This is a genomic window from Agrobacterium sp. NPDC090283 (assembly GCF_044769685.1).
Lineage (GTDB): Bacteria > Pseudomonadota > Alphaproteobacteria > Rhizobiales > Rhizobiaceae > Agrobacterium.
The window spans coordinates 43,391-64,705 of the sequence record NZ_JBIVYG010000023.1; the positions used below are offsets into that span (position 1 = coordinate 43,391).

A 21,315-nucleotide genomic window follows, 5' to 3' on the forward strand; every position below is an offset into this window, starting at 1 on the left:
TGCCTTTCAATGCTTGCCGGCTGCGTTGCCCGCGCCAAAGCGTATTTCGAGAATGGTTTTGAGAATGAGCGTCACGAGCGCCAGACCGGCGAGCAGCGTCGCCACCGCAAAGGCCGCGCCCATATTGTACTCATTGTAGAGTATCTCGACATGCAGCGGCATGGTGTTGGTTTCGCCGCGAATATGGCCCGAGACCACCGAGACGGCGCCGAACTCGCCCATGGCGCGGGCGTTGCAGAGCAGCACCCCGTAAAGCAGGCCCCATTTGATATTCGGCAGCGTGACATACCAGAAGGTCTGCCAGCCCGAAGCACCGAGCGAAATCGCCGCCTCCTCGTCGCCATTGCCCTGATCCTGCATCAGCGGGATCAGTTCGCGCGCGACAAAGGGAAAGGTGACGAAGATGGTGGCGAGCACGATGCCCGGCACGGCGAAGAGGATCTCGATGCCGTAGCTCTTCAGCCATGGCCCGAGCACGCTGTGGGATGAGAACAGGATGACATAAACCAGGCCCGAAATGACCGGCGAGATCGAGAACGGCAGGTCGATCAGCGTGATCAGGAAGGCCTTGCCCTTGAACTCGAATTTCGCGATCGCCCAGGCGGCCGCGACCCCGAAGATGAGGTTGAGCGGCACGGAAATGGCGGCGACGAGCAGCGTGAGGCGGATGGCGGAGAGCGCATCGGGTTCGACGATTGCCTCCCAGAAGGCGTCTGCGCCCTTGCGGAAAGCTTCGAAGAACACCGAGACCAGCGGCAACACGAGGAAGGCCGCAAGAAACAGAAAGGCGACGGCGATCAGCGCCAGTCGCGCAGGCAGGCTTTCGCTGGCGGGATCGCGGAACGGCCGGGGCGAGGTGCGGGAAGCGGTTTCAGACATAACCGTACCTCTTGCGGCTCCAGGCCTGAATGAGATTGATGAGGAACAGCATGGCAAACGAGATGATCAGCATGATGGTGGCGATGCCGGTCGCGGCCGCATAGTTGAACTCCTCCAGCCGGATGACGATGAGGAGCGGTGCGATTTCCGAGACGTAAGGGATATTGCCGGCGATGAAGATGACCGAGCCATATTCCCCGACACCGCGTGCGAAGGCGAGCGCGAAACCCGTGAGGATCGCGGGTGTCAGGCTCGGCAGCAGAACGCGGGTGATGGTCTGGAAACGGTTGGCGCCGAGCGTCGCCGCCACTTCTTCAACCTGCCGGTCGATTTCCTCCATGACCGGCTGCACCGTGCGCACCACGAAGGGCAGGCCGATGAAGATCAGCGCGATGACGATGCCGGTCGGCGTGAAGGCGATCTTGATGCCGAAGGGTTCGAACAGCGAACCGACCCAGCCGCGATTGGCGTAAAGCGTGGTGAGCGCGATACCGGCCACCGCCGTCGGCAGGGCAAAGGGCAGATCGACGATGGCATCGACGAAGCGGCGACCGGGAAAACGGTAACGTGTCAGCACCCAGGCGACGATGACGCCGAAAACCGCGTTGACCAGCGCGGCGAGAAAAGCCGTGCCGAAGCTGACGCGCAGCGCATTCAGCGTGCGGCTATCCGTGGCAATCGCAATGAAATCTGAAAAACCCAGTTTCGCCGTGGACCAGATGAGGCCGCCCAGCGGAATAAGAATGATGAGAAACAGATAGGTCACTGTGTAACCAAGCGTCAGGCCGAAGCCCGGTATGACGCTCGACTGCCGCCATTTCCACCTGTTTCCGGATGTATTATTGCTCATCAAGGCTCCGGATAATCTTTAGTTTGGCGCATTTCCGGACAGGAAACCGGGGTCCGCTTTTCCTGGAAATGCTCTCTGGGAGCCGGTGTTCCCCGGCGTTTATTATAAAGGATCGACCGGCACGGTGTCCGGTCGATCGGTTTTTGTTTTCTGTTGTCCGTGCGGACGCGGGCGATCTCTTTTCAGCCCATCATCCGCTTACTTTGCGGGCTTGTAAATCTGGTCGAAGATGCCGCCGTCACCAAAATGTTCAGGCTGCGCCTTGGCCCAACCGCCAAACTGCGGGTCGTCAATGGTGACGAGCTTGATGTCAGGCAGCTGCTTGAGCAGATCCTTGGAAACCACGGCCGGGTTGGACGGGCGGTAGAAGTGCTTCGCCGCAATATTCTGGCCCTCGTCGGAATAGAGATATTGCAGATAGGCTTCCGCCGCCTTGCGGGTGCCCTTGGCGTCGACATTGGCATCGACAACGGCGACCGGCGGTTCGGCGAGGATCGAGATCGGCGGCACGACGATATCGAAGGCGTCAGCGCCGAATTCCTGACCGGCGAGATAGGCTTCGTTTTCCCAGGCCAGCAGCACGTCGCCGATCTGGCGCTGTGCGAATGTGACCGTGGAGCCACGGGCGCCGGTGTCGAGAACCGGGGCGCGCTTGTAGAGCTCGCCGACATAGGCCTTGATCTTGTCCTTGTCGCCCTTGAACTCTTCATTTGCCCAGGCCCAGGCTGCCAGATAGTTCCAGCGGGCACCGCCGGAGGTCTTGGGGTTCGGCGTCACGATCTGCACGTCGCCCTTCACCAGATCGCCCCAGTTATGGATGCCCTTCGGGTTACCCTTGCGCACCAGGAAAACGATGGTGGAGGTGTAAGGCGAGGAATTGTGCGGCAGACGGGTGCGCCAGTCCTTGTTGATCTTGCCGGAATTCTGGACGATGGCGTCGATATCGCTCTGCAATGCGAGCGTCACGACGTCGGCTTCCAGACCGTCGATGACGGAGCGCGCCTGCTTGCCGGAACCGCCGTGCGACTGCTGGATGGTGACGTCTTCACCGGTATCGGCCTTCCACTTCTTGGCGAAGGCCTCGTTGAAATCCTTGTAGAGCTCACGGGTCGGATCGTAGGAGACATTGAGAAGCTTGGTTTCCGCGAAAGCCGAACCCACGCCCCCCAATGTCAAAGAAAGGCCGAGAGCGACAGCGCTCAAACCGGACAGAAACTTGGACATCGGTATTCCCTCCTGATGAAGATGGCTTAACTCTACCGGTTGAGTAGAGTTGGTCAATGAGGCCGAATACGATCGAAAAAGTGTTTCCCGAGAGCGTTTCCCGGGGCAACAAATACAGCGCAGCATAAGCGAAAGGCGCAACAAGCGTCGTGTAAAACTTTGCTGAATGCAAAAGCGTTTCACATTTTTGACGATTTTTTGCCTCGATGACGAAAAATATTATGGGGTTTTAGACGATTTTTTCGTTTGGGGGACGCAGGGCGACAGCTAAGGGCTCTTCCGCCTGTTTCGTTGTTTGAGCATTCACCACTGCGAAACTCGTGTCACAAGTTGCAGGACCATGTGCCGACAGGCAGGTATGCCCTCTCCCCCGGTCATCCTCGGGCTTGACCCGAGGATCCACAACCCAGTCTGACCATGCACCCTCGGGTCAAGCCCGAGGATGACGGTGGAGTCCTGGGTGGAGGTCGTGGATGGTGCGGTGCTACGCCGTCAAAAGCTCGGGCACTTCGACACCGGCCACCGCATCGGCAATGGTGGTGTTGAAAAGGATGTTGCGCGTCGCATCGGCCACGCGGGCAAAGACGTGGCGGATCTCGCACTGCTTCTCGCCGTCACAATCCTCGCAGCGGCGATAGGCGGTCTGCGACAGGCAGGGCAAGGGGGCGAGCGGCCCGTCGATGAGGCGCAGCACCTCGCCGAAGGTGATGTCCGAAGCCGGGCGCGCCAGAAGATAGCCGCCCTGCTTGCCGCGCCGGCTTTCGACGATCCGCTCCTTCTTCATTTCGAGAAGAATCTGCTCCAGAAATTTTTTCGGAATGGCCTGTTCGCGGGCAATGTCGGAAATCTGCACAGGACAGCCGCCGTCGGCCTTTGCCAGCGAAAGAAGCGCCCTCAGCGCGTATTTTGCCTTCTGCGAAATCATCGTAAAACCAGTAGACCACAAGCCCGGGAACCCGGCAATTCCGGCTTAGCGCAGAAGTTGTCACAATTCAAATCCAAGCTGCAAAGAAGGTGAACGGGTATCTTTTGCTCATACTACGCGCGCGAGAGGCATTTTTGCTCTCAAGTGCAGCGCACAAAGACTGTCATTTCTGTTCCCATAGCCGGATTTCAACAATAATCGGCCATGGAAATCCCGGACGTGACAATGACGATCAATTCAGCAAATGCCTCTGCCGATGCCGCTTCCCTCGACGCCACGCTTGCCGGGCTCGATCTGGCGGGTCGGCTTTCGTTTGTCGCCGGCCTTGGCGGGCGGGCGGTCTTCACCACCAGCCTCGGCATCGAGGATCAGGTCATCACCGCCGCCATCGGCACACATCGCCTGCCGATCGACGTCGTGACGCTGGAGACGGGCCGGCTGTTCAAGGAAACCGTCGATCTCATCGATGAAACCGAAGACCGTTTCGGCATTGAAATTCGCCGCTTCCGCCCGGAGCAGGACGATATCGACGCCTATGCCGCAAAATACGGCCTGAACGGTTTTTACGAGAGTGTCGAAGCCCGTCACGCCTGCTGTCATGTCAGAAAGCTGATCCCGCTCGGCAAGGCGCTGGAGGGTGCAGCTTTCTGGATCACCGGGCTCCGTCGCGGCCAGTCGGGCAATCGCGCCACGACGCCGTTTGCCGAGTTCGATGCGGAGCGCAATCTCATCAAGATCAATCCTTTGGCTGACTGGGATATCGACCTCATCCGGGCGCATGTCGCCCAAGAGAACATTCCCGTCAATCCGTTGCATCAGCGCGGTTACCCCTCCATCGGCTGCGAGCCGTGTACGCGCGCCATCAAGCCCGGTGAGCCTGAGCGCGCCGGACGATGGTGGTGGGAAAACGACGAGAAGCGCGAATGCGGTCTTCACGTCGCCGGTGCGGAGCAGACATCCGCCGTTTCCGCCATCCCGCAACGATAATCATTCAGTACATTCCCGGAGTTCACAATGTCCAACGCAGTCCACGAGACGGACAGCAAGAATACTGTCGCATCCAAGCCGCCGCTCGATCCCCATCTTAAGGCGCTTGAAAACGAAGCCATTCACATCTTCCGCGAAGTCGCCGCCGAATTCGACAAGCCCGTGATGCTCTATTCCATCGGCAAGGATTCGTCCGTGCTGCTGCACCTGGCGCGCAAGGCGTTTTTCCCCGGCCGCATTCCCTTCCCGCTGCTGCATGTCAACACCGGCTGGAAGTTCAAGGAAATGATCGAGTTCCGCGACAATATCGTTAGGGAATACGATCTCGACCTGATTTCCTACACCAACCCGCGCGGTGCGAGCGAAAACGTCACGCCCTTCACCCATGGTTCGGCGCTTTACACCGACATCATGAAGACCGAAGCGCTGCGCCAGGCGCTCGACGCCGGCCAGTTCGATGCGGCCTTCGGCGGCGCACGGCGCGACGAAGAGGCGAGCCGCGCCAAGGAGCGCATCTACTCCTTCCGCACGCCCGATCATAAATGGGACCCGCGCAACCAGCGCCCGGAACTGTGGAACATCTATAACGGCATGGTCCGCAAGGGTGAAAGCGTACGCGCCTTCCCGCTCTCCAACTGGACCGAAGTGGATATCTGGCGTTACATCGAGGCGGAAAACATTCCGCTGGTGCCGCTCTATTACGCCGCCGAGCGCCCCTATGTCGAACGCGACGGCATGATGATCCTTGCCGAAGACGAGCGGCTGGAACTGTTGCCCGGCGAAGAGATCAAGCACGGCTCGATCCGCTTCCGCACGCTCGGCTGCTTCCCGCTGACCGGCGCGATCCGTTCCGAGGCGGCGACGCTTCAGGAGGTCATCGCCGAGCTGGAAATCGCCACCGTTTCCGAACGGCAGGGCCGCGCGATTGACCGCGACCAGTCCGGCTCGATGGAGAAAAAGAAGCGCGAGGGGTATTTCTGATGAGCGCTGCCGCCGCCAACACCCCCTCCTCTTCCGCCACCATCCTGCCCTTCGCCGAACATTCGAAGGCGACGCGCGATACGCGTCCGCTCCGCCTCATCACCTGCGGCAGCGTCGATGACGGCAAATCGACCCTGATCGGCCGTCTTCTCTGGGACACCAAGGCCGTCAAGGAAGACCAGGCCGCCACCCTGCATCGCGACAGCGGCAAGCAGAACGATCTCGGCCTGCCCGATTTCGCGTTGCTGCTCGACGGTCTGCAGGCGGAGCGCGAACAGGGCATCACCATCGATGTCGCCTATCGTTATTTCGCCACCGACCGGCGCGCCTTCATCGTCGCCGACACGCCCGGCCACGAGCAATATACCCGCAATATGGCGACCGGCGCTTCCACGGCCGATCTCGCCGTGCTGCTGGTCGATGCGCGAACCGGCATTCTGGAACAGACGCGCCGCCACGCCACCATCGCCGCGCTGATGGGCATCCGGCAATTCGTGCTGGCGGTGAACAAGATCGACCTGACGAACTACGACAAGGCCGGTTTTGAACTGATCGCCCACGAGTTCCGCGATTTCGCCTCCGATCTCGGCATCAAGCAGATCACCGCCATTCCGATGTCGGCGCTGAAGGGTGAAAACGTCGTGCTGTCAGGCAAGGCCTCCATGCCCTGGTACGAAGGCCCGACACTGGTGGAGACGCTGGAGCTTGCCACCGTCCGCTCCACGCAGTCCGGCGGCTTCCGCCTGCCGGTGCAGCGTGTCTCGCGTCCCGGCGAAAGTTTTCGCGGTTATCAGGGCACGGTTGCCGGCGGTTCGGTTAAGCCGGGCGACAGCGTTGTCGTCCTGCCTTCAGGCATGGTCGCCAATGTCAAGCAGATCGTCACCTTCGATCTGGTGCGCAATGCCGCCGTGGCGGGCGATGCCGTCACGCTCGTGCTCGACCGTCAGGTGGATGTTTCGCGCGGCGACATGATCGTCTCCATCGAGGCGCAGCCGCTCACGGGACTTGCCTTCGATGCACAGATCGTCGCCCTGCAGCCGGGCGGCATCGAGGCCGGCAAGCGCTATTGGCTCAAAAGCGGCAGCCGCCGCCAGCGCGTCAGCGTCCAGCCCGTCAGCCAGCTGAACCTGAAGGAAGGCGAATGGCAGGCGCATGAGACATCGCTGCCGATGAACGCCATCGGCAAGGTGCGCCTCTCTTTCGACGAGACGGCGATCTTCGATCCCTATGAACAGAACCGCGCGACCGGTTCCTTCATCCTGATCGACCCCGACACCAACAATACGGTGGCGGGCGGCATGATATCGGCCAAGCGCAGCACGGGTGCGACAGAGGAACAGGGCGACCGCGTCATCCTCTCCCTGCCCGCCGCTCTTGCCGAAAAGCTGCTGGCCGGAGAACTGCTTGCCAAACACCGCGACGAGATCGACATCCGCCGGACGGATGCTGCGACAGCCTCGCGGCTCATCGGCGATCTCGACTGAAAATGCCGGCATGAACGACAAAAGGCGACCACGATGTGGTCGCCTTTTTTGTTTGGGCCTGTCGTCAGAGACGACTTAGAACACGAACATATAAAGCAGAATGATCACGAAGATCGGAACGCCCATAGCCCACAATGCAATACCCTTCAGCATGTTATCCTCCATCGTTGTTATGGATAGATAACGGCTGAGCGCGCTTTCCGATCCATCCCGTCCCTGATTTTTACGGGTTGTTTCTCGGCCCCGCGGAAAGCGATTTGTTCATTTGACGTTCATGCGCAAAAGGCGAATTTGCATGCGGTCGCTCCGCCAAGCGATCCAACAGAGGCTCGTTGTTCGAGAGAACAGCGGGCCTCTTTTCTGCTCGCGATAAATTGATCGTCACGACGCCCCCGGAAATTCGGGACTAAGGGCGGTGACGGGTAACTTCTTAGGTTGTGGATCGGATTTGACGCTTTTAAGACGTCGGATGTCGCGCGTCCCCTGAAACAAGGCCGCGACATTGAGGCCTGGCGCTTGGCGGAGCGACGGGCCTCTTTCCTTTAAGGTGACGGGCGTCGTCATTTAGCGGTCACTGAAACGGATTTATTCGCCTGTATGGACGGATTTCCAGCCGCGAAGGGGCATCCGATCCAATCGGACGAGGTTTCAAACCGTCCGGTTTCGGTACGAGACTTTGATTTCAGGGATTTTCGGGATAATTTACAAGCCACTGTTTTCGTTGGCTTCAAGCTGGTCGGAGTGAGAGGATTCGAACCTCCGACCCCCACGTCCCGAACGTGGTGCGCTACCAGACTGCGCTACACTCCGTGACCAGCGGCGCTTCTATAGACCAGCCTCCGGCATTCGACAAGCGGCTTATTGCATTTTTTATGACAAGTTTTTTCCATCTGTTGAAACAACCCTGCCAAGCGCCTGTGGCACCGGCTGGAAGGCCTCAAAACGTTACAAAAAAGCAATTGTGGCAGGAAATTTTCATCGGGCCGCACACCTCCCCTGCCCGCCGTCTCCAAATCTGCTAGGGGAACGGAATGACCGGCGGAAAGCCGGACACGGCACAAAGGACATTTCACCATGCTATCTCGCAGCGTAACGCTCGCAGCGTTTGCCATTGCGCTCTCGGCCTGCACCACTTCCACGGGCGGCTCCACTCCCTCATTTACCCAGAAGAGCCCCGTTGAGACCCGCTGGGTCGGCCAGTCCGCAGGCATTTTCTTCGCAAAATTCGGCCCGCCGCTGAGCGATACGGAAACCGGCAGCTCCACCGTCTATAATTGGCGCGGCGGCTACAGGAAGGCCACCATTCCGGCCAAGTTCGAAGAAGGCAAGGACGGCAAGAAGGGGCGTCAGATTTCGCCCGCCCGCACCGCCTCGCTCTCCTGCACGGTGCAGCTCGTCGTTTCCAGCGATTACAAGATTACCGCCGTGCGTACGGTCTCCGACCGCCCCGGCATCAACGGCCCGAGCTATTGCGCGGAATTCCTCGCCGCAGATTGATCTTCGGCCATAAACCGAATGCCCAAGGCCCGCCCGAAACGGCGGGCCTTTTCACTTTTTCGGGATTATTGTCATTTTTCTGAAAAAAATTTTGCCTATAGCCGCACCCTGCGACCCGTAACGCTCCCGAAACAGCGTCATATCCGCCTTTTTGCGATATCCCGTTCGAAGAACCCTTTCAACCGTTTGAAAGCGCCGGCTAATCTTCGCCGTCACAAAAATGACGATCGGCAAAACCGCAAAATTGGCCGTTGCGACCATATGTCCCTGCAAAATTCCTGCAAAACTGCTTGAACTGGAGTGAAAGAGTCCGGGTTGTGCCGGTTTGCGCTTTGCTGTAACGGGGCGAGCGGGAGGAATGTTTTTAACACAAAACAAGAATCAGGTATGGCCGTGACTCCCATCGATCAAGACAAATCCCAGCTCACTGATCTCTCCCAGGACAACTCCCTTTCCCACGCGCTTCCGATGAACCGTCGACAGGTTCTGGGCGGTGCGCTCGCCGGGATTGCCGCAGCGGCGCTGCCCTCTTCTCCGCTTCTCGCCAATACGGCCGCCAAGAAGGTCGACGTGCTTTTGATCGGCGGCGGCATCATGAGCGCGACGCTCGGTGTTTGGCTGCGCGAACTCGAACCCACCTGGTCTATGCAGATGCTGGAGCGGCTGGACGGCGTGGCGCTTGAAAGCTCGAACGGCTGGAACAATGCCGGCACCGGCCACTCGGCGCTTGCCGAACTCAACTACACGCCGGAAGACGACAACGGCAACATCAAGATCAGCCAAGCCGTCAACATCAACGAATCCTTCCAGATTTCCCGGCAGTTCTGGGCATGGCAGGTGCGCAACGGCGTTTTGAAGAACCCGCGCTCCTTCATCAACCACACGCCGCATATGAGCTTCGTCTGGGGTGACGAGAACGTCGCCTATCTGGAAAAGCGCTATCAGGCGCTCAAAACCAGCCCGCTTTTCGCCGGCATGGAATTCTCCACCGATCGCGAGCAGATCAAGAAGTGGGTGCCGCTGATGATGGAAGGCCGCGATCCTTCCCAGAAGATCGGCGCGACCTGGTCGCCGCTCGGCACCGACATGGAATTCGGCGAAATCACCCGCCAATTCGTATCGCATCTGCAGGGCGACCAGAATTTCGACCTGCAGGTCAATAGCGAGGTTTCCGACATCCAGCGCAATGCCGATGGCAGCTGGCGCGTGACCTACACCAACACCAAGACCGATGCCGAACAGGTGGTGGATGCGAAATTCGTATTCATCGGCGCCGGCGGCGGCGCGCTGCATCTGCTGCAGATGTCCGGCATTCCGGAAGCGGACGATTATGCCGGCTTCCCGGTGGGCGGCTCGTTCCTGATCAACGAGAACCCCGATGTGACGATGCAGCATCTGGCCAAGGCCTATGGCAAGGCCTCGGTCGGCTCGCCGCCCATGTCAGTGCCGCACCTCGATACCCGCGTGCTGGGTGGCAAGCGTGTCATCCTGTTCGGGCCTTTCGCCACCTTCTCCACCAAGTTCCTGAAGGAAGGCTCCTATTTCGATCTCGTCTCCTCCGTCACGACCAGCAACGCCTGGCCGATGGTGCGCGTGGGCATCGATGAATATCCACTGGTGGAATATCTCGCCGGCCAGCTGATGATGTCGGATGACGACCGCTTTGCCGCGCTGAAGGAATATTTCCCGAATGCCAAGCAGGGCGAATGGCGCCTGTGGCAGGCCGGCCAGCGCGTACAGATCATCAAGCGCGACGAAGAAAAGGGCGGCGTGCTGCGGCTCGGCACCGAAGTCGTCGCCGCCAAGGACGGCAGCATCGCCGGCCTGCTCGGCGCTTCGCCGGGTGCTTCCACCGCAGCGCCAATCATGCTAAGCGTTCTGGAAAAGGTCTTCAAGGACAAGGTGGCGACGCCGGAATGGCAGGCCAAGATCCGCCAGATCGTGCCGAGCTACGGTACCAAGCTCAATGACGACCCGGAAAAGGTGCGTGAGGAATGGGCCTATACCGCCGAGCACCTGCAGCTGCCGACCCCGCCGCAGATCGATCTTGAGGCGCTGAAGGGTGCCGGTGCGGCGCCAGCGGGTGCACCGGTGAAGAAGGTGCCGGATATCGCGCTTTAAGGCGGTGGAAGCCGGCTATCGCAACAGACGCCGCGTGTCTCCGGACGCGCGGCGTTTTTTCATAGTACATACTGTCGCAGTGGTGACGACACTTCGCGTATTATCAACTCCATTGGTATAGTTGTGCTGGCTGCCTTCCAAAGGTTGCGCAAACTATGAACGGTACTTGTAAATTTCAGGAATCCGTTCGGAGTTGATTTAAACGACGCTGTGATCTGGAACCCGTAGTATCGAGCTTTGGTTGTTCTCTTCATACCAAACGAAACGATAGTCCCTCCTGTTCAATCGCACGTCGAACAGCCTCACGGGAAAGGACACGCTCGGCATGTAAGGACCATTCGGGATAGTCTATTTGCATATTAAAGCCGACCGCACTGCCCCACAGGTAGAAAACAAGAAGAAATGGATCAACACATGAGTAATCGCCACCAACACTCCACATTTTTCCCGTCAATCCATTTTCAATGTGGCGATAGGCCGAAATAATATTTTCTTTTCCTTTGGCAACTATGCTTTCAAACTGCGAGCTGTCATTTGTAAAGCGTTCGGGGCGCCAGAATTGTCCATAGTTTACGGCATGCACGGTACTCGAAAGCCAGTTTAGCCATTCGAGGCAATGGAATCTTTCAAGTTTCGTGGAGGGCAACAGTGCTACTTCTGGGTTCACGTCCGCCAGATAGATGAGAATAGCCGGAGCCTCCGTCAGCAAGCTACCGTCAATCTGCAAAACAGGAACGCGGCCTTTGGGGTTGATGCCCAGGAAGCGAGGCTCCGCAGTTTTTCCCTCAGCGACTGAAACCAGTTCCAGTCGGTACGGCAAGTTCAGTTCTTCGAGAACGATATGAATAGCGAGGGAGCAAGCTCCGGGCGAATAATAAAGGCGAATGCTACTTTCGATATGCGCTCCCGCGCCGTTATCGCGAAGTGATTTCAACATTTAGGTTAGCTCCGTTGCAGATACCGATTGGTTATCGTCCTTGCACGCTACCCTCAGCCAATTTATGTTAAAGAACATATTTAAGGAATCATGAAACCCAATGCCGTATTCCAAAGAACACACACGCAACACGAGGCAGCGTATTCTTGACAGTGCGGTCCTCCTCTTTTGCAAGCACGGATATGAGGGCGTAACACTGGACGACCTCATGCAGGGGGCTGGTCTTACTCGCGGCGCATTCTATGCGCATTTCGACTCCAAGCAGAAGGTATATGTAGACGCAATATTCCATGCCGCCGTTCACGGCCCCATTTCCGCTCTGAATGAAAATACCGATGGGACAGCATTGAGGGCGATGATTCGAGGCTATCTCGACATGGCTCATGTTAAGCAGAATGGACCTTTGTGCTTGCTTGCCTTCTTGGTGACAGACGTTGCAAATCAGGAGAATGAAATTCGAGAGGTTTATACGCAAGTCTTCGAGAATATGGTCAACCGCATGACGAGCCTGAAAAAGACGCGCGATCAAGAGTCGGCATTAGCAATAACCGCGCTGATGATCGGTGGCGTTGCTATCGCGCGCGCCTTGAATGATGAGGGTCTGTCAGAACGGGTCTTGAATGCCTGTTATCAGATCAGTGAACAATTGATATTGGATAGTCCGTCGAGCTAGATCATGCGTTGATCTGTGATCGTTGACAGTTAGGATATCAAAATGGCTGGGGCGCCAGGATTCGAACCTGGGAATGCCGGTACCAAAAACCGGTGCCTTACCGCTTGGCGACGCCCCAACAGGGCAGTGAAAGCGAAACGCCGCTGCCCGAACCGCGCCTGATTATCAAAGCCTGCCCGACGCGGCAATGACCCGGCGAGCAATTTTTTCACAAAATCCAAGCTTTTTGGGTGCCCGGCCGTGGGTGGTCATGATAGGGCTTGGCGATTGTGCGGCGGACGCCGCCGGCACTTTCGGCATCGCATTTATTCAGGAGGTCTCGATGGCGGACCCGGCATTCGATCTCGATTTTCAGCCGGCCTATGGCGAGGCGGTTCCTGTCGCCCCGCTGATCCAGCGCATCACCGTCAACAATCCCTCCGCCTTCACCTTCCATGGCACCAACTCCTATATCGTCGGCGACCGCTCCGTTGCGGTGATCGATCCCGGCCCGGAGGATGAGGCACATTTTCAGGCGCTGATGGCCGCGCTTGAGGGCCGCGAGGTGACGCATATCTTCGTCAGCCACACCCACCGCGATCATTCGCCGCTGGCCCGGCGGCTGAAGCAGGCGACCGGGGCGTTGACGGTGGCGGAAGGCCCGCACCGCGCGGCGCGCCCATTGCATGCGGGCGAGACGAACCCCTTTGCCGAAAGCTCCGACACGGCTTTCGTGCCCGATATCGCGCTTGGCGACGGCCAGAGCCTTTCCGGCGACGGCTGGGCGCTTACCGCGCTGCATACGCCCGGACACACCGCCAATCACGCCGCCTTCGCGCTTGATGGCAGCGGCATCGTCTTTTCCGCCGATCACATCATGGCCTGGGCCACCACCATCGTCGCGCCGCCGGATGGGGCGATGAGCGATTACATGGCCTCGCTGGAGCGGCTGCTCACCCGCGACGACCGGCTGTTCCTGCCCGGCCATGGCGGCCCGGTCACCGATCCCGCCGCTTTCATGCGGGGCTTGCGCGCCCACCGCCGCATGCGGGAAAAGGCCGTTCTGAAGCGTATCCGCGAAGGTGACAGGCTGATCGCCGACATGGTGAAGGTGATCTATGCCAGCACCGACAAGCGCCTGCACGGCGCCGCAGCACTTTCCGTGCTGGCGCATATCGAGGATCTGATCGAAAAGGGCGAGGTGCGGACGGATGGAGCGCCTTCGCTCTCGGGCGAATATTTTCCGGCCTGATGCGATTTTTGAGGCGCGGGATTTCAAGCCTTGCTGTCACCTGAACATCGCTCTTCTGTTGACGGAGCGAGCGTCTGCCGCTTGTTTCTTCTCCCCGAGGTGGAGAAGTCCGCGGCAGCGGGATGAGGGGGCGACGTCAGCGATAGACCGAGAGGTTGCCCCCTCATCCGGCCCTTCGGGCCACCTTCTCCCCCTCGGGGAGAAGAAACAAGCGGCGAAGTCGCGATCAAATCACCCCGAAGCGCAGCGCGCCGCCCAGCCTTCTATCGCAAGGCCTCAATTGTCGTTCAACCCCTGCATTTCCGCATCCAGCGCATCGAGATAGGCCTCCGCAATCGCAGCACCCATGCCAAGATCGTGCGGGCCGTAGCGGGAGGAGACGCGGACATCGACGATGGTGGTTTCCGCCTCTTCCTTCAGGCGAATGAGGATATCGAAACGCAGGCCCCAGATGCGCGTGCGTGTCTCACCCTGCATCAGTACCATACCGCTGCCGTTAAAGAAGGTCGGCAACGGCGCTTCAGCCGGGCGGGCCATGGGCACGGGCACGATGGAGGGCAGGTCTTCCACCGGCGCATCTTCGGCGGGCTGTGTCCTGTCCTGCTCCGGAACACCGACAGAGGGCACATCTTCCGCCCCGATTACACCTTTCGTATGGGTGATGCGGATATTCTGGGCTGCGGCCATCTTTTTGGCGGCGGCATAGATGCGGTCGATCGCGCCTTCATAACGGCGGCCGGCGAGGCTGGCATAGGCTTCGGCCTGCGCGTCGCGGTCTTGCCTGGCAATGGTCGCGGGTCGTGTCAGCCATTGCTGGTTGGCCATGGGCGTCACCAGCCATTCCGGCACATCGGCCAGATCGGTGGAGATGTCGTAAATCTTCGGCTGCTGCCAATAAAGAAAAGCGCCGTAACCGACGACGCCGAGCGGCAGCGCCGAGAGAAGCAACGCCGAAAGCGCCGAAAGGCCACCGCGCGCGCCCCTGGTCCACAGCCGCTCAAGGCCGATCAGCGCCAGAAGCACGGCCGCCAGCGCGATGCCGGCGGCGATGATGAGCAGGCCGACGAGATCAGGCGTCGTCAGCGGCCCGAAACGATGGATGCCGGCGGCAATGAGAAAAAGCGCCAGCGCCGCAAGACCCAGATAACGGGAAAGATAGGCTGCAACCGAAAAAGGCCGGACGAAACGCACAGTCATGAAAGCGGATATCCGTTAGATCGCATTGGCTAAAAAGCGTTGCACCCGAATTCTGGCAGGGAATCACCTGCATATGATGTCATAGACCGGATTTGCGGCGAGGAAAACAAAGGACAATGGCGATCTGCGCTATGACGACGAGAGGGCGGAATAATTTTCCGCATCGCGCCCAATCAAGGGAATAATTCCCCGGCGAAGCAACAAATACGCAAGTCCATCCCTTAATTGCTGAGGAAATCGGCGTATCCTCGGCGACCTCCCTCGAGAATGCGTGTAAAAAGTGCAACATTCTCGTTTTCTTGCACAATAAAGAGACATGTCATGTCACAGGCAACGACGTCCGCCGGCCCATCCGGGCCTAAACCCTTTTATCGCAATTTCGGCTTTCAGGTTCTGATCGCCATGGTCATCGGCCTGCTGCTCGGCCTGCTTGCGCGCAACATCGGCCCCGATGCGGCCGGCAGCCCGAACTGGCTTTCGGTAACGCTGCAGACCATCGGCAGCATTTTCGTGCAGCTTTTGCGCGCGCTCGTGCCGCCGCTGATCTTCACGGCCATCGTCGCCTCCATCGCCAATCTGAAGAACCTCAGCAATGCGGCAAAGCTTGTCTGGCAGACGCTTCTGTGGTTTGCCATCACCGCGCTGATCGCCGTCGTCATCGGCATCGTCCTGGGTCTCGTCATCCAGCCCGGCGTCAACACGGCAATTGCCAATACGGCAGCGGCAGCACCATCCTCCACCGGTTCGTGGCTGGATTTCCTTAAAGGTCTGGTTCCCGCCAATGTGTTCGGCCTCGAAGCTTCGACCAAAATCAACAATGGCGCCGGCAGCACCTCGCTGAACTTCAACGTTCTGCAGCTGCTCGTCGTCTCGATTGCCTTTGGCGTCGCGGCCCTGAAGGCCGGCAAGGCGGCGGAGCCGTTCCTTGCCTTCAACCAGTCGCTGCTTGCCATCGTACGCAAAATCCTGTGGTGGGTCATCCGCCTCACCCCCATCGGCACCATCGGCCTGCTCGGCCGCGCGGTTGACCAATATGGCTGGACGACGCTGTCGCAGCTCGGCTGGTATGCGGCCGCCGTTTATATCGGTCTCGCACTGGTGCTCTTCGTGGTCTATCCGGCCCTGCTTATCGCCCATGGCCTGAAGCCATCGCGGTTCTTTGCGGGTGCGTGGCCGGCCATTCAGCTGGCTTTCGTGTCGCGTTCCTCCATCGGCACGCTTCCCGTCACCGAAACCGTGACGGAAAAGAGCCTTGGCGTGCCGCGCGAATATGCCGCCTTCTCCGTGCCGCTCGGTGCCACAACCAAGATGGACGGCTGCGCCGCCATCTATCCGGCGATTTCGGCGATCTTCATCGCGCAGTTCTTCCAGGTGCCGCTCGGCATTCAGGATTATGTGCTGATCGTCTTCGTCTCCGTGCTCGGTTCCGCCGCCACGGCCGGCCTCACGGGCGCGGTGGTGATGCTGACGCTGACGCTCTCCACGCTTGGCCTGCCGCTGGAAGGCGTAGGGCTGCTGCTCGCCATCGATCCGATCCTCGACATGGGCCGCACGGCGGTCAACGTCGCCGGTCAGGCGCTGGTGCCCACCCTCGTCGCCAAGCGCGAGGGTATTCTCAATGAGGCCGTCTACAACAACGCCAAGGACATCGATGCGCTCGATGACCGGGAAGTAGCCGCAGCCTGATAACACTGATCGCGGGGCGTTTCCGCCAGGAAAGGAGACGCCCCGCGAAAATCGTTTCCGTTATTCCATAAGAGTTTGGAGTTGACGGCAATGATTTCATCGATAGCGATAGCGGCACAGACAATAGCGCATCTTTCAGCGGAACCTGTGCATGGCGAAACGTAACTGGATTTATGTCGGCCTGCTCGCCTTCATATCACTTGGTCTTCTCATAGACGCCGCCATCTGGCCTGCCGGGCCTCCGAGTTCCTTTACCGCAAATGATCTGGTGCAGATGATCGGGATCATCACGCTGTTTGCCTGGTGGCAGATAGAGGATGCCGAAAAGCGGGATGCCAGGCGCAGCTCTGTCGCCAAAGTCGCGACCATTATGCTCGCGCCGGTCGGCCTTGCCATCTATCTCTACCAGACGCGCCGGTGGACATACGCCACGATTGGCCTGATCGCCTTCATGGGCGGTATCCTTCTCGCCGCGATCCTTACGCTTCTGTTAGGCGACTGGCTCATTCTGCAGGGTTTTTTCCCACCCTCTTTTCTTCCCGACCATTGAACGGAATCAGGGCATTTGGTTTCGTGATCGACGGAAGCTTGCAGACCCGCATCTTCCATCATGCCGGACCTTTTCCGCGCACAAGAAGCGACTTATAAATGGCGGCGACAACTGCTCGCATAGCGGCGGTGAAATCTGCTACATCCGGTTGGACTGGAACGCGCTTTGGTAATGCTTCGAATGTCTGGCACTTCCGGTAAACACGACACAGCTCTCACCGTCCGGCGTATTCTCAAGGTCAATCACGCGGGCGAGTTTGGCGCTGTTCGTATCTACGGAGCGCAGATATGGGTGGCTCGCTGGCTGTTTCCGGATATCGTGCCCGCTCTTCAAGAGATGCGGGAAGATGAGATCGATCATTGCCGCCTGTTCAAAGAAGCCATGCCAGCCAGAAACGCAAAGCCTTGTCGCGTCATGGCGTTTTGGAGCCTTGGAGGTTTCCTGCTGGGTTTTCTGACCGCGCTCGGCGGACGCAACATGATCTGGATTTGCACCGAAGCCGTTGAAAGCACCGTTCATCGCCATCTGGAAGATCAATTGGCCTTCCTGCAAACAAAAGATTCCGAGCTTCACAAGCTTATCGCGTCAATTCAGGAGCAGGAATTGGCGCATCTACTGGAAGCCGAAAAAAACCAGACAGCACGCGGCTCGGGTTACAGGCTTCTTCTGCCGATTATCGGCTTTCTCACCGACCTGATGATCTGGCTCTCGACATGGGGCGATTCGAGCTGGATGCGCGCTGAAATGGCGAACTCCAAGTCGGCTTGACGACTTATATGTTCTTGGACCAAACGCAACTTTCCACCCCAACGCGGCTTTTCCCCGTATGAAAACAGGCGTATCAATCGCGGCAATAAAAGTGCCGTACGGCTGTCATGTTAAGGGAGAAACAAAATGCGTGTTTCCATCGTCTTCAGTGCGCTTGCCGCCATCACGGCGCTCACCGCCTGCCAGACGCTGACGCCGGAAGAGCGCCGGGCGCGGGATGAGGCGACTTGCCGGGGTTATGGTTTCCGCCCCGGCACGGACCCGATGGCGGGTTGCCTTCTCGATCTGGAAATGGATCGCCGCGCCGACAACCGCGCCTGGCAGGCGCAGATGAACCGCGACATGTTCTACCGCCCCGTGGTGGTGGAGCGGCGCATCATCGTCCAACAGAACCCCTGACGGGAATGAAGGCGACATTGCTCGCCACCCTGCCCTCATCCCTCTTCGCCGCAAGCGTTGCCTGCGCCGCGGCCAGGCGGGCGATGGGTACGCGGAAGGGTGAGCACGACACGTAGTCGAGATCGGCATCCTCGCAGAAGTGGATCGAGGCCGGGTCCCCGCCATGTTCGCCGCAGATGCCGAGCTTCAGTTCCGGCCGTGTCTGGCGCCCGCGTTCGGCGGCGATGCGGATCAGTTCTCCGACACCGTCGAAATCGAGCGAGATGAACGGGTCGCGCTCGATGATGCCCTTGCGCTGATAGGTATTGATGAAACGCGCCGCATCGTCACGCGAAATGCCGAAGGTGGTCTGTGTCAGGTCGTTGGTGCCGAAGGAGAAGAACTCCGCCGCTTCCGCGATGACATGGGCGCGCAGCGCCGCACGCGGCAGCTCGATCATGGTGCCGGTCAGATATTCGATCTCCATGCCGGTTTCCTCTGCCACCGCGGCGGCGACGCCGTCGATGACATCGGTGACATAATCCAGTTCCGAGCGAAGCCCGACCAGCGGCACCATGATTTCAGGCACGACGGGCGCGCCGGTGATGCGTGCCGCCGCGACGGCGGCTTCGAAAATGGCGCGGGCCTGCATTTCGGCGATTTCCGGATAGGAAATGGCGAGACGGCAGCCACGATGGCCGAGCATGGGGTTAAATTCGTGCAGCGCATCCAGCCGCTGGCGAAACACCGTCTGCGGCATGCCCATGGCGGCGGCGACCTCGACGATCTCGCCGTCTGTCTTCGGCAGGAATTCGTGCAGCGGCGGATCGAGCAGGCGGATCGTTACCGGCAAGCCATGCATGATCTGGAACAGTTCGGTGAAATCCGAGCGCTGCATCGGCAGGAGCTCATCGAGCGCTGCCCGCCTGCCCTTTTCGCTTTCGGCAAGGATCATCTCGCGCATCACATGGATACGGTCGCCCTCGAAGAACATATGTTCGGTGCGGCACAGCCCAATACCTTCCGCACCGAAGGCGCGGGCGGCGCGGGCGTCGGCCGGCGTATCGGCATTGGTGCGCACCGTCATCCTGCGTAGATTGTCTGCCCAGTCCATCAGCTTGCCGAAATCACCCGACAGTTCCGGCTGCGTCATCGGCACTTCGCCCTTCAGCACCCGGCCGGAAGAGCCATCGATGGTGATGACATCGCCGCGCTTCAGCATGCAGCCGACGCCGATCAGCACCTTGTTGCGCATGTCGACGCGCATGGAGCCGGCGCCGGTGACGCAGGGAATGCCCATGCCGCGCGCCACCACGGCGGCGTGGCTGGTCATGCCGCCACGCGTGGTCAGAATGCCTTCGGCAGCGTGCATGCCGTGAATATCTTCCGGGCTGGTTTCGATGCGCACCAGAATGACGCGGCGGCCTTCGGCTTCCGCCGCAACCGCCTCTTCCGCCGTAAAAACGATCTCGCCGGTTGCCGCACCCGGTGAAGCCGGCAGGCCGGAGCCGATGATGGGTCGCGAAATACCGGGATCGATGGTCGGGTGCAGCAACTGGTCGAGCGACGAGGGCTCGATGCGGCAGACGGCCTCCTCCCGCGAGATCAGCCCCTCTTCCACCATGTCAACGGCTATCTTCATGGCGGCGCGGGTGGTGCGCTTGCCGGAGCGGGTCTGCAGCATCCAGAGCTTGCCGCGCTCGATGGTGAATTCCAGATCCTGCATGTCGCGATAGTGGTTTTCCAGCCGCTTGCAGATCGCCAGAAATTCGGAAAAGGCCTCCGGCATCAGCTTTTCCATCGACGGCTTGTCGGAACCCGAGGCGAGCCGGGCGGCCTCGGTGATCGACTGCGGCGTGCGGATGCCCGCAACCACGTCTTCCCCTTGAGCATTGACGAGGAATTCGCCGTACAGCTCCGCCTCGCCGGTGGAGGGATTGCGGGTGAAGGCAACGCCGGTTGCCGAAGAAGAGCCGAGGTTGCCGAAGACCATGGCCTGCACATTGACGGCCGTGCCCCAATCGCCCGGAATATTGTGCAGGTGGCGATAGGTAACAGCGCGGTGGTTGGTCCAGCTGGCGAAGACCGCGCCGATGGCGCCCCAGAGCTGGACATGACAGTCCTGCGGAAAAGCTTCGTCCAGCTCATCCTCGATCAGCTTCTTATAAAGCGAAACGACATGCTGCCATTCGACCGCCGACATGTCGGTGTCGTATTCGTGGCCGAGACGGCCTTTTTCATCCTCGAGAATTTCCTCGAACAATTCGTGGTCGAGGCCCATGACGACATCGGCGTACATCTGGATGAAGCGGCGATAGCTGTCCCAGGCAAAACGGGCGTCGCCCGCATCATGGCCCAGCGCCTCGACGGTTCGGTCGTTGAGGCCGAGATTCAGCACGGTATCCATCATGCCGGGCATGGAGGCGCGTGCGCCGGAGCGGACGGAGATGAGCAGCGGCGAGTGGCTGCCGCCGAAGGTCTTGCCGGTCACGGTTTCCATGCCGTGCAGGCCGGCCATGACCTGCAGCTTCAGCTCTTCGGGAAGATCGCGGCCGTTCTTGTGATAAAGGGCGCAGGCATCGGTTATGATGGTAAGGCCGGGGGGAACGGGAAGGCCGAGACTTGCCATTTCGGCAAGGTTCGCGCCCTTGCCGCCCAATATCGCAACGTCACCTGCCCTGCCTTCGGCAGCACCGTTGCCGAAGGTATAAACCCATTTTTTCATTCCACGCTCTCCACCCAGAAGCGTTGTCATTTTTCTATCATCTACAGCATTGGCGGCACGTTGGAAACGCCGCAACGTGCAGTTTACATCGCAGTGCAGCATAATTGCGGCAAATTGCGCGCAAGAATTGCCGCAAAGGCCGAATAACGCCATGATTGACGCATTCGTGTAGTGCGCTGAACTGGAGTGTTGCCTAAGCCATTCAAATCGCCGACAAAGAGA

General features: G+C 59.5%; 19 protein-coding genes and 2 tRNA genes. 11 read left to right on the forward strand and 10 right to left on the reverse strand.

What is annotated here, in order from left to right; translation table 11 throughout:
- Positions 1–6 precede the first annotated feature (6 nt).
- From cysW to ACIQUH_RS24800, 4 genes are all read right to left on the reverse strand, one after another.
- Positions 7–879 (reverse strand): sulfate ABC transporter permease subunit CysW, encoded by an 873-nt coding sequence (gene cysW / locus ACIQUH_RS24785; protein ID WP_400820139.1) that lies wholly within the window; start codon positions 877–879, stop codon positions 7–9.
- Entirely contained in the window at positions 872–1,729 is an 858-nt protein-coding gene (cysT, locus tag ACIQUH_RS24790; protein ID WP_003509001.1) for a sulfate ABC transporter permease subunit CysT, read from the reverse strand. The genes cysW and cysT overlap by 8 nt, the downstream gene beginning before the upstream one ends.
- Before the next feature lie 198 nt (positions 1,730–1,927).
- Positions 1,928–2,953, reverse strand: a complete 1,026-nt coding sequence (locus ACIQUH_RS24795) for a sulfate ABC transporter substrate-binding protein (protein ID WP_035236788.1) — start codon at positions 2,951–2,953, stop codon at positions 1,928–1,930.
- Between the two features lie 484 nt (positions 2,954–3,437).
- Entirely contained in the window at positions 3,438–3,878 is a 441-nt protein-coding gene (locus ACIQUH_RS24800; RefSeq protein WP_111781800.1) for an Rrf2 family transcriptional regulator, read from the reverse strand.
- 204 nt (positions 3,879–4,082) lie between these two features.
- Here ACIQUH_RS24800 and ACIQUH_RS24805 point away from each other — a divergent pair, with 204 nt between their 5' ends.
- Genes ACIQUH_RS24805 through cysN form a run of 3 tightly spaced genes read left to right on the forward strand, consistent with a single transcriptional unit; the run spans position 4,083 to position 7,330 of the window.
- The gene (locus ACIQUH_RS24805) at positions 4,083–4,865 is read left to right on the forward strand and encodes a phosphoadenylyl-sulfate reductase (RefSeq protein ID WP_400820146.1); all 783 of its coding nucleotides are present in this window, start codon (positions 4,083–4,085) and stop codon (positions 4,863–4,865) included.
- 27 nt (positions 4,866–4,892) lie between these two features.
- A complete protein-coding gene (gene cysD / locus ACIQUH_RS24810) occupies positions 4,893–5,846 on the forward strand; it encodes a sulfate adenylyltransferase subunit CysD (RefSeq protein WP_400820149.1) in 954 nt (317 codons plus the stop codon).
- Positions 5,846–7,330 (forward strand): sulfate adenylyltransferase subunit CysN, encoded by a 1,485-nt coding sequence (cysN, locus tag ACIQUH_RS24815; protein WP_400820152.1) that lies wholly within the window; start codon positions 5,846–5,848, stop codon positions 7,328–7,330. Before cysD ends, cysN begins: the two co-directional genes overlap by 1 nt.
- A gap of 733 nt (positions 7,331–8,063) precedes the next feature.
- Here the strand turns inward: cysN and ACIQUH_RS24820 are convergent.
- Positions 8,064–8,140, reverse strand: a tRNA-Pro gene (locus tag ACIQUH_RS24820).
- A 264-nt stretch (positions 8,141–8,404) separates the two neighbouring features.
- On the opposite strand from ACIQUH_RS24820, the gene ACIQUH_RS24825 reads away from it, so the two are divergent.
- Complete coding sequence (locus ACIQUH_RS24825; RefSeq protein WP_400820154.1) at positions 8,405–8,827, forward strand: hypothetical protein; 423 nt, start codon at positions 8,405–8,407, stop codon at positions 8,825–8,827.
- 51 nt (positions 8,828–8,878) lie between these two features.
- On the opposite strand, the gene ACIQUH_RS24830 is transcribed toward ACIQUH_RS24825, so the two are convergent.
- On the reverse strand, positions 8,879–9,088 hold the full coding sequence (locus tag ACIQUH_RS24830; RefSeq protein ID WP_400820156.1) for a hypothetical protein: 210 nt from the start codon (positions 9,086–9,088) through the stop codon (positions 8,879–8,881).
- Positions 9,089–9,214: 126 nt separating this feature from the next.
- On the opposite strand from ACIQUH_RS24830, the gene mqo reads away from it, so the two are divergent.
- A complete protein-coding gene (mqo, locus tag ACIQUH_RS24835) occupies positions 9,215–10,948 on the forward strand; it encodes a malate dehydrogenase (quinone) (protein ID WP_400820159.1) in 1,734 nt (577 codons plus the stop codon).
- A gap of 250 nt (positions 10,949–11,198) precedes the next feature.
- Here mqo and ACIQUH_RS24840 read toward each other — a convergent pair whose 3' ends face one another.
- Positions 11,199–11,885 carry a glutathione S-transferase family protein gene (locus tag ACIQUH_RS24840; protein ID WP_400820161.1) on the reverse strand — a complete coding sequence of 229 codons (687 nt, stop codon included), beginning with the start codon at positions 11,883–11,885 and terminating at the stop codon, positions 11,199–11,201.
- A gap of 100 nt (positions 11,886–11,985) precedes the next feature.
- On the opposite strand from ACIQUH_RS24840, the gene ACIQUH_RS24845 reads away from it, so the two are divergent.
- Positions 11,986–12,558, forward strand: coding sequence for a TetR/AcrR family transcriptional regulator (locus tag ACIQUH_RS24845; RefSeq protein WP_400820164.1), 573 nt, complete (start codon positions 11,986–11,988; stop codon positions 12,556–12,558).
- Between the two features lie 43 nt (positions 12,559–12,601).
- On the opposite strand, the gene ACIQUH_RS24850 is transcribed toward ACIQUH_RS24845, so the two are convergent.
- Positions 12,602–12,676: transfer RNA gene (locus tag ACIQUH_RS24850), tRNA-Gln, on the reverse strand.
- Between the two features lie 204 nt (positions 12,677–12,880).
- On the opposite strand from ACIQUH_RS24850, the gene ACIQUH_RS24855 reads away from it, so the two are divergent.
- Entirely contained in the window at positions 12,881–13,789 is a 909-nt protein-coding gene (locus tag ACIQUH_RS24855; RefSeq protein WP_400820166.1) for an MBL fold metallo-hydrolase, read from the forward strand.
- Between the two features lie 276 nt (positions 13,790–14,065).
- Here ACIQUH_RS24855 and ACIQUH_RS24860 read toward each other — a convergent pair whose 3' ends face one another.
- A complete protein-coding gene (locus tag ACIQUH_RS24860) occupies positions 14,066–14,986 on the reverse strand; it encodes a DUF1499 domain-containing protein (RefSeq protein ID WP_400820169.1) in 921 nt (306 codons plus the stop codon).
- Between the two features lie 321 nt (positions 14,987–15,307).
- Between ACIQUH_RS24860 and ACIQUH_RS24865 the strand changes: the two genes are divergently transcribed.
- From ACIQUH_RS24865 to ACIQUH_RS24880, 4 genes are all read left to right on the forward strand, one after another.
- Positions 15,308–16,672: a dicarboxylate/amino acid:cation symporter gene (locus ACIQUH_RS24865; RefSeq protein ID WP_400820172.1), complete on the forward strand. Its 1,365-nt coding sequence runs from the start codon at positions 15,308–15,310 to the stop codon at positions 16,670–16,672.
- Between the two features lie 151 nt (positions 16,673–16,823).
- The gene (locus tag ACIQUH_RS24870) at positions 16,824–17,222 is read left to right on the forward strand and encodes a hypothetical protein (RefSeq protein ID WP_400820174.1); all 399 of its coding nucleotides are present in this window, start codon (positions 16,824–16,826) and stop codon (positions 17,220–17,222) included.
- Positions 17,223–17,393: 171 nt separating this feature from the next.
- On the forward strand, positions 17,394–17,990 hold the full coding sequence (locus ACIQUH_RS24875; RefSeq protein WP_400820211.1) for a demethoxyubiquinone hydroxylase family protein: 597 nt from the start codon (positions 17,394–17,396) through the stop codon (positions 17,988–17,990).
- 126 nt (positions 17,991–18,116) lie between these two features.
- Positions 18,117–18,389, forward strand: a complete 273-nt coding sequence (locus ACIQUH_RS24880; RefSeq protein WP_400820177.1) for a hypothetical protein — start codon at positions 18,117–18,119, stop codon at positions 18,387–18,389.
- On the opposite strand, the gene ppdK is transcribed toward ACIQUH_RS24880, so the two are convergent.
- A complete protein-coding gene (ppdK, locus tag ACIQUH_RS24885; protein ID WP_400820179.1) occupies positions 18,367–21,093 on the reverse strand; it encodes a pyruvate, phosphate dikinase in 2,727 nt (908 codons plus the stop codon). The genes ACIQUH_RS24880 and ppdK overlap by 23 nt on opposite strands.
- Between the last annotated feature and the right edge of the window lie 222 nt (positions 21,094–21,315).

Excerpts from the sequence above, each read along its gene's own strand:
- ACIQUH_RS24875 (WP_400820211.1), top strand. The coding sequence starts at position 17,394 with ATGCTTCGAATGTCTGGCACTTCCGGTAAACACGACACAGCTCTCACC.
- ACIQUH_RS24880 (WP_400820177.1), top strand. The coding sequence starts at position 18,117 with ATGCGTGTTTCCATCGTCTTCAGTGCGCTTGCCGCCATCACGGCGCTC.
- ACIQUH_RS24825 (WP_400820154.1), top strand. The coding sequence starts at position 8,405 with ATGCTATCTCGCAGCGTAACGCTCGCAGCGTTTGCCATTGCGCTCTCG.
- cysT (WP_003509001.1), bottom strand. The coding sequence starts at position 1,729 with ATGAGCAATAATACATCCGGAAACAGGTGGAAATGGCGGCAGTCGAGC.
- cysW (WP_400820139.1), bottom strand. The coding sequence starts at position 879 with ATGTCTGAAACCGCTTCCCGCACCTCGCCCCGGCCGTTCCGCGATCCC.
- cysD (WP_400820149.1), top strand. The coding sequence starts at position 4,893 with ATGTCCAACGCAGTCCACGAGACGGACAGCAAGAATACTGTCGCATCC.
- ACIQUH_RS24840 (WP_400820161.1), bottom strand. The coding sequence starts at position 11,885 with ATGTTGAAATCACTTCGCGATAACGGCGCGGGAGCGCATATCGAAAGT.
- ACIQUH_RS24805 (WP_400820146.1), top strand. The coding sequence starts at position 4,083 with ATGGAAATCCCGGACGTGACAATGACGATCAATTCAGCAAATGCCTCT.
- ACIQUH_RS24855 (WP_400820166.1), top strand. The coding sequence starts at position 12,881 with ATGGCGGACCCGGCATTCGATCTCGATTTTCAGCCGGCCTATGGCGAG.
- cysN (WP_400820152.1), top strand. The coding sequence starts at position 5,846 with ATGAGCGCTGCCGCCGCCAACACCCCCTCCTCTTCCGCCACCATCCTG.
- ACIQUH_RS24860 (WP_400820169.1), bottom strand. The coding sequence starts at position 14,986 with ATGACTGTGCGTTTCGTCCGGCCTTTTTCGGTTGCAGCCTATCTTTCC.
- ACIQUH_RS24830 (WP_400820156.1), bottom strand. The coding sequence starts at position 9,088 with ATGGTCGCAACGGCCAATTTTGCGGTTTTGCCGATCGTCATTTTTGTG.
- ACIQUH_RS24800 (WP_111781800.1), bottom strand. The coding sequence starts at position 3,878 with ATGATTTCGCAGAAGGCAAAATACGCGCTGAGGGCGCTTCTTTCGCTG.
- ACIQUH_RS24795 (WP_035236788.1), bottom strand. The coding sequence starts at position 2,953 with ATGTCCAAGTTTCTGTCCGGTTTGAGCGCTGTCGCTCTCGGCCTTTCT.
- ppdK (WP_400820179.1), bottom strand. The coding sequence starts at position 21,093 with ATGAAAAAATGGGTTTATACCTTCGGCAACGGTGCTGCCGAAGGCAGG.
- ACIQUH_RS24870 (WP_400820174.1), top strand. The coding sequence starts at position 16,824 with ATGGCGAAACGTAACTGGATTTATGTCGGCCTGCTCGCCTTCATATCA.
- ACIQUH_RS24865 (WP_400820172.1), top strand. The coding sequence starts at position 15,308 with ATGTCACAGGCAACGACGTCCGCCGGCCCATCCGGGCCTAAACCCTTT.
- ACIQUH_RS24845 (WP_400820164.1), top strand. The coding sequence starts at position 11,986 with ATGCCGTATTCCAAAGAACACACACGCAACACGAGGCAGCGTATTCTT.
- mqo (WP_400820159.1), top strand. The coding sequence starts at position 9,215 with ATGGCCGTGACTCCCATCGATCAAGACAAATCCCAGCTCACTGATCTC.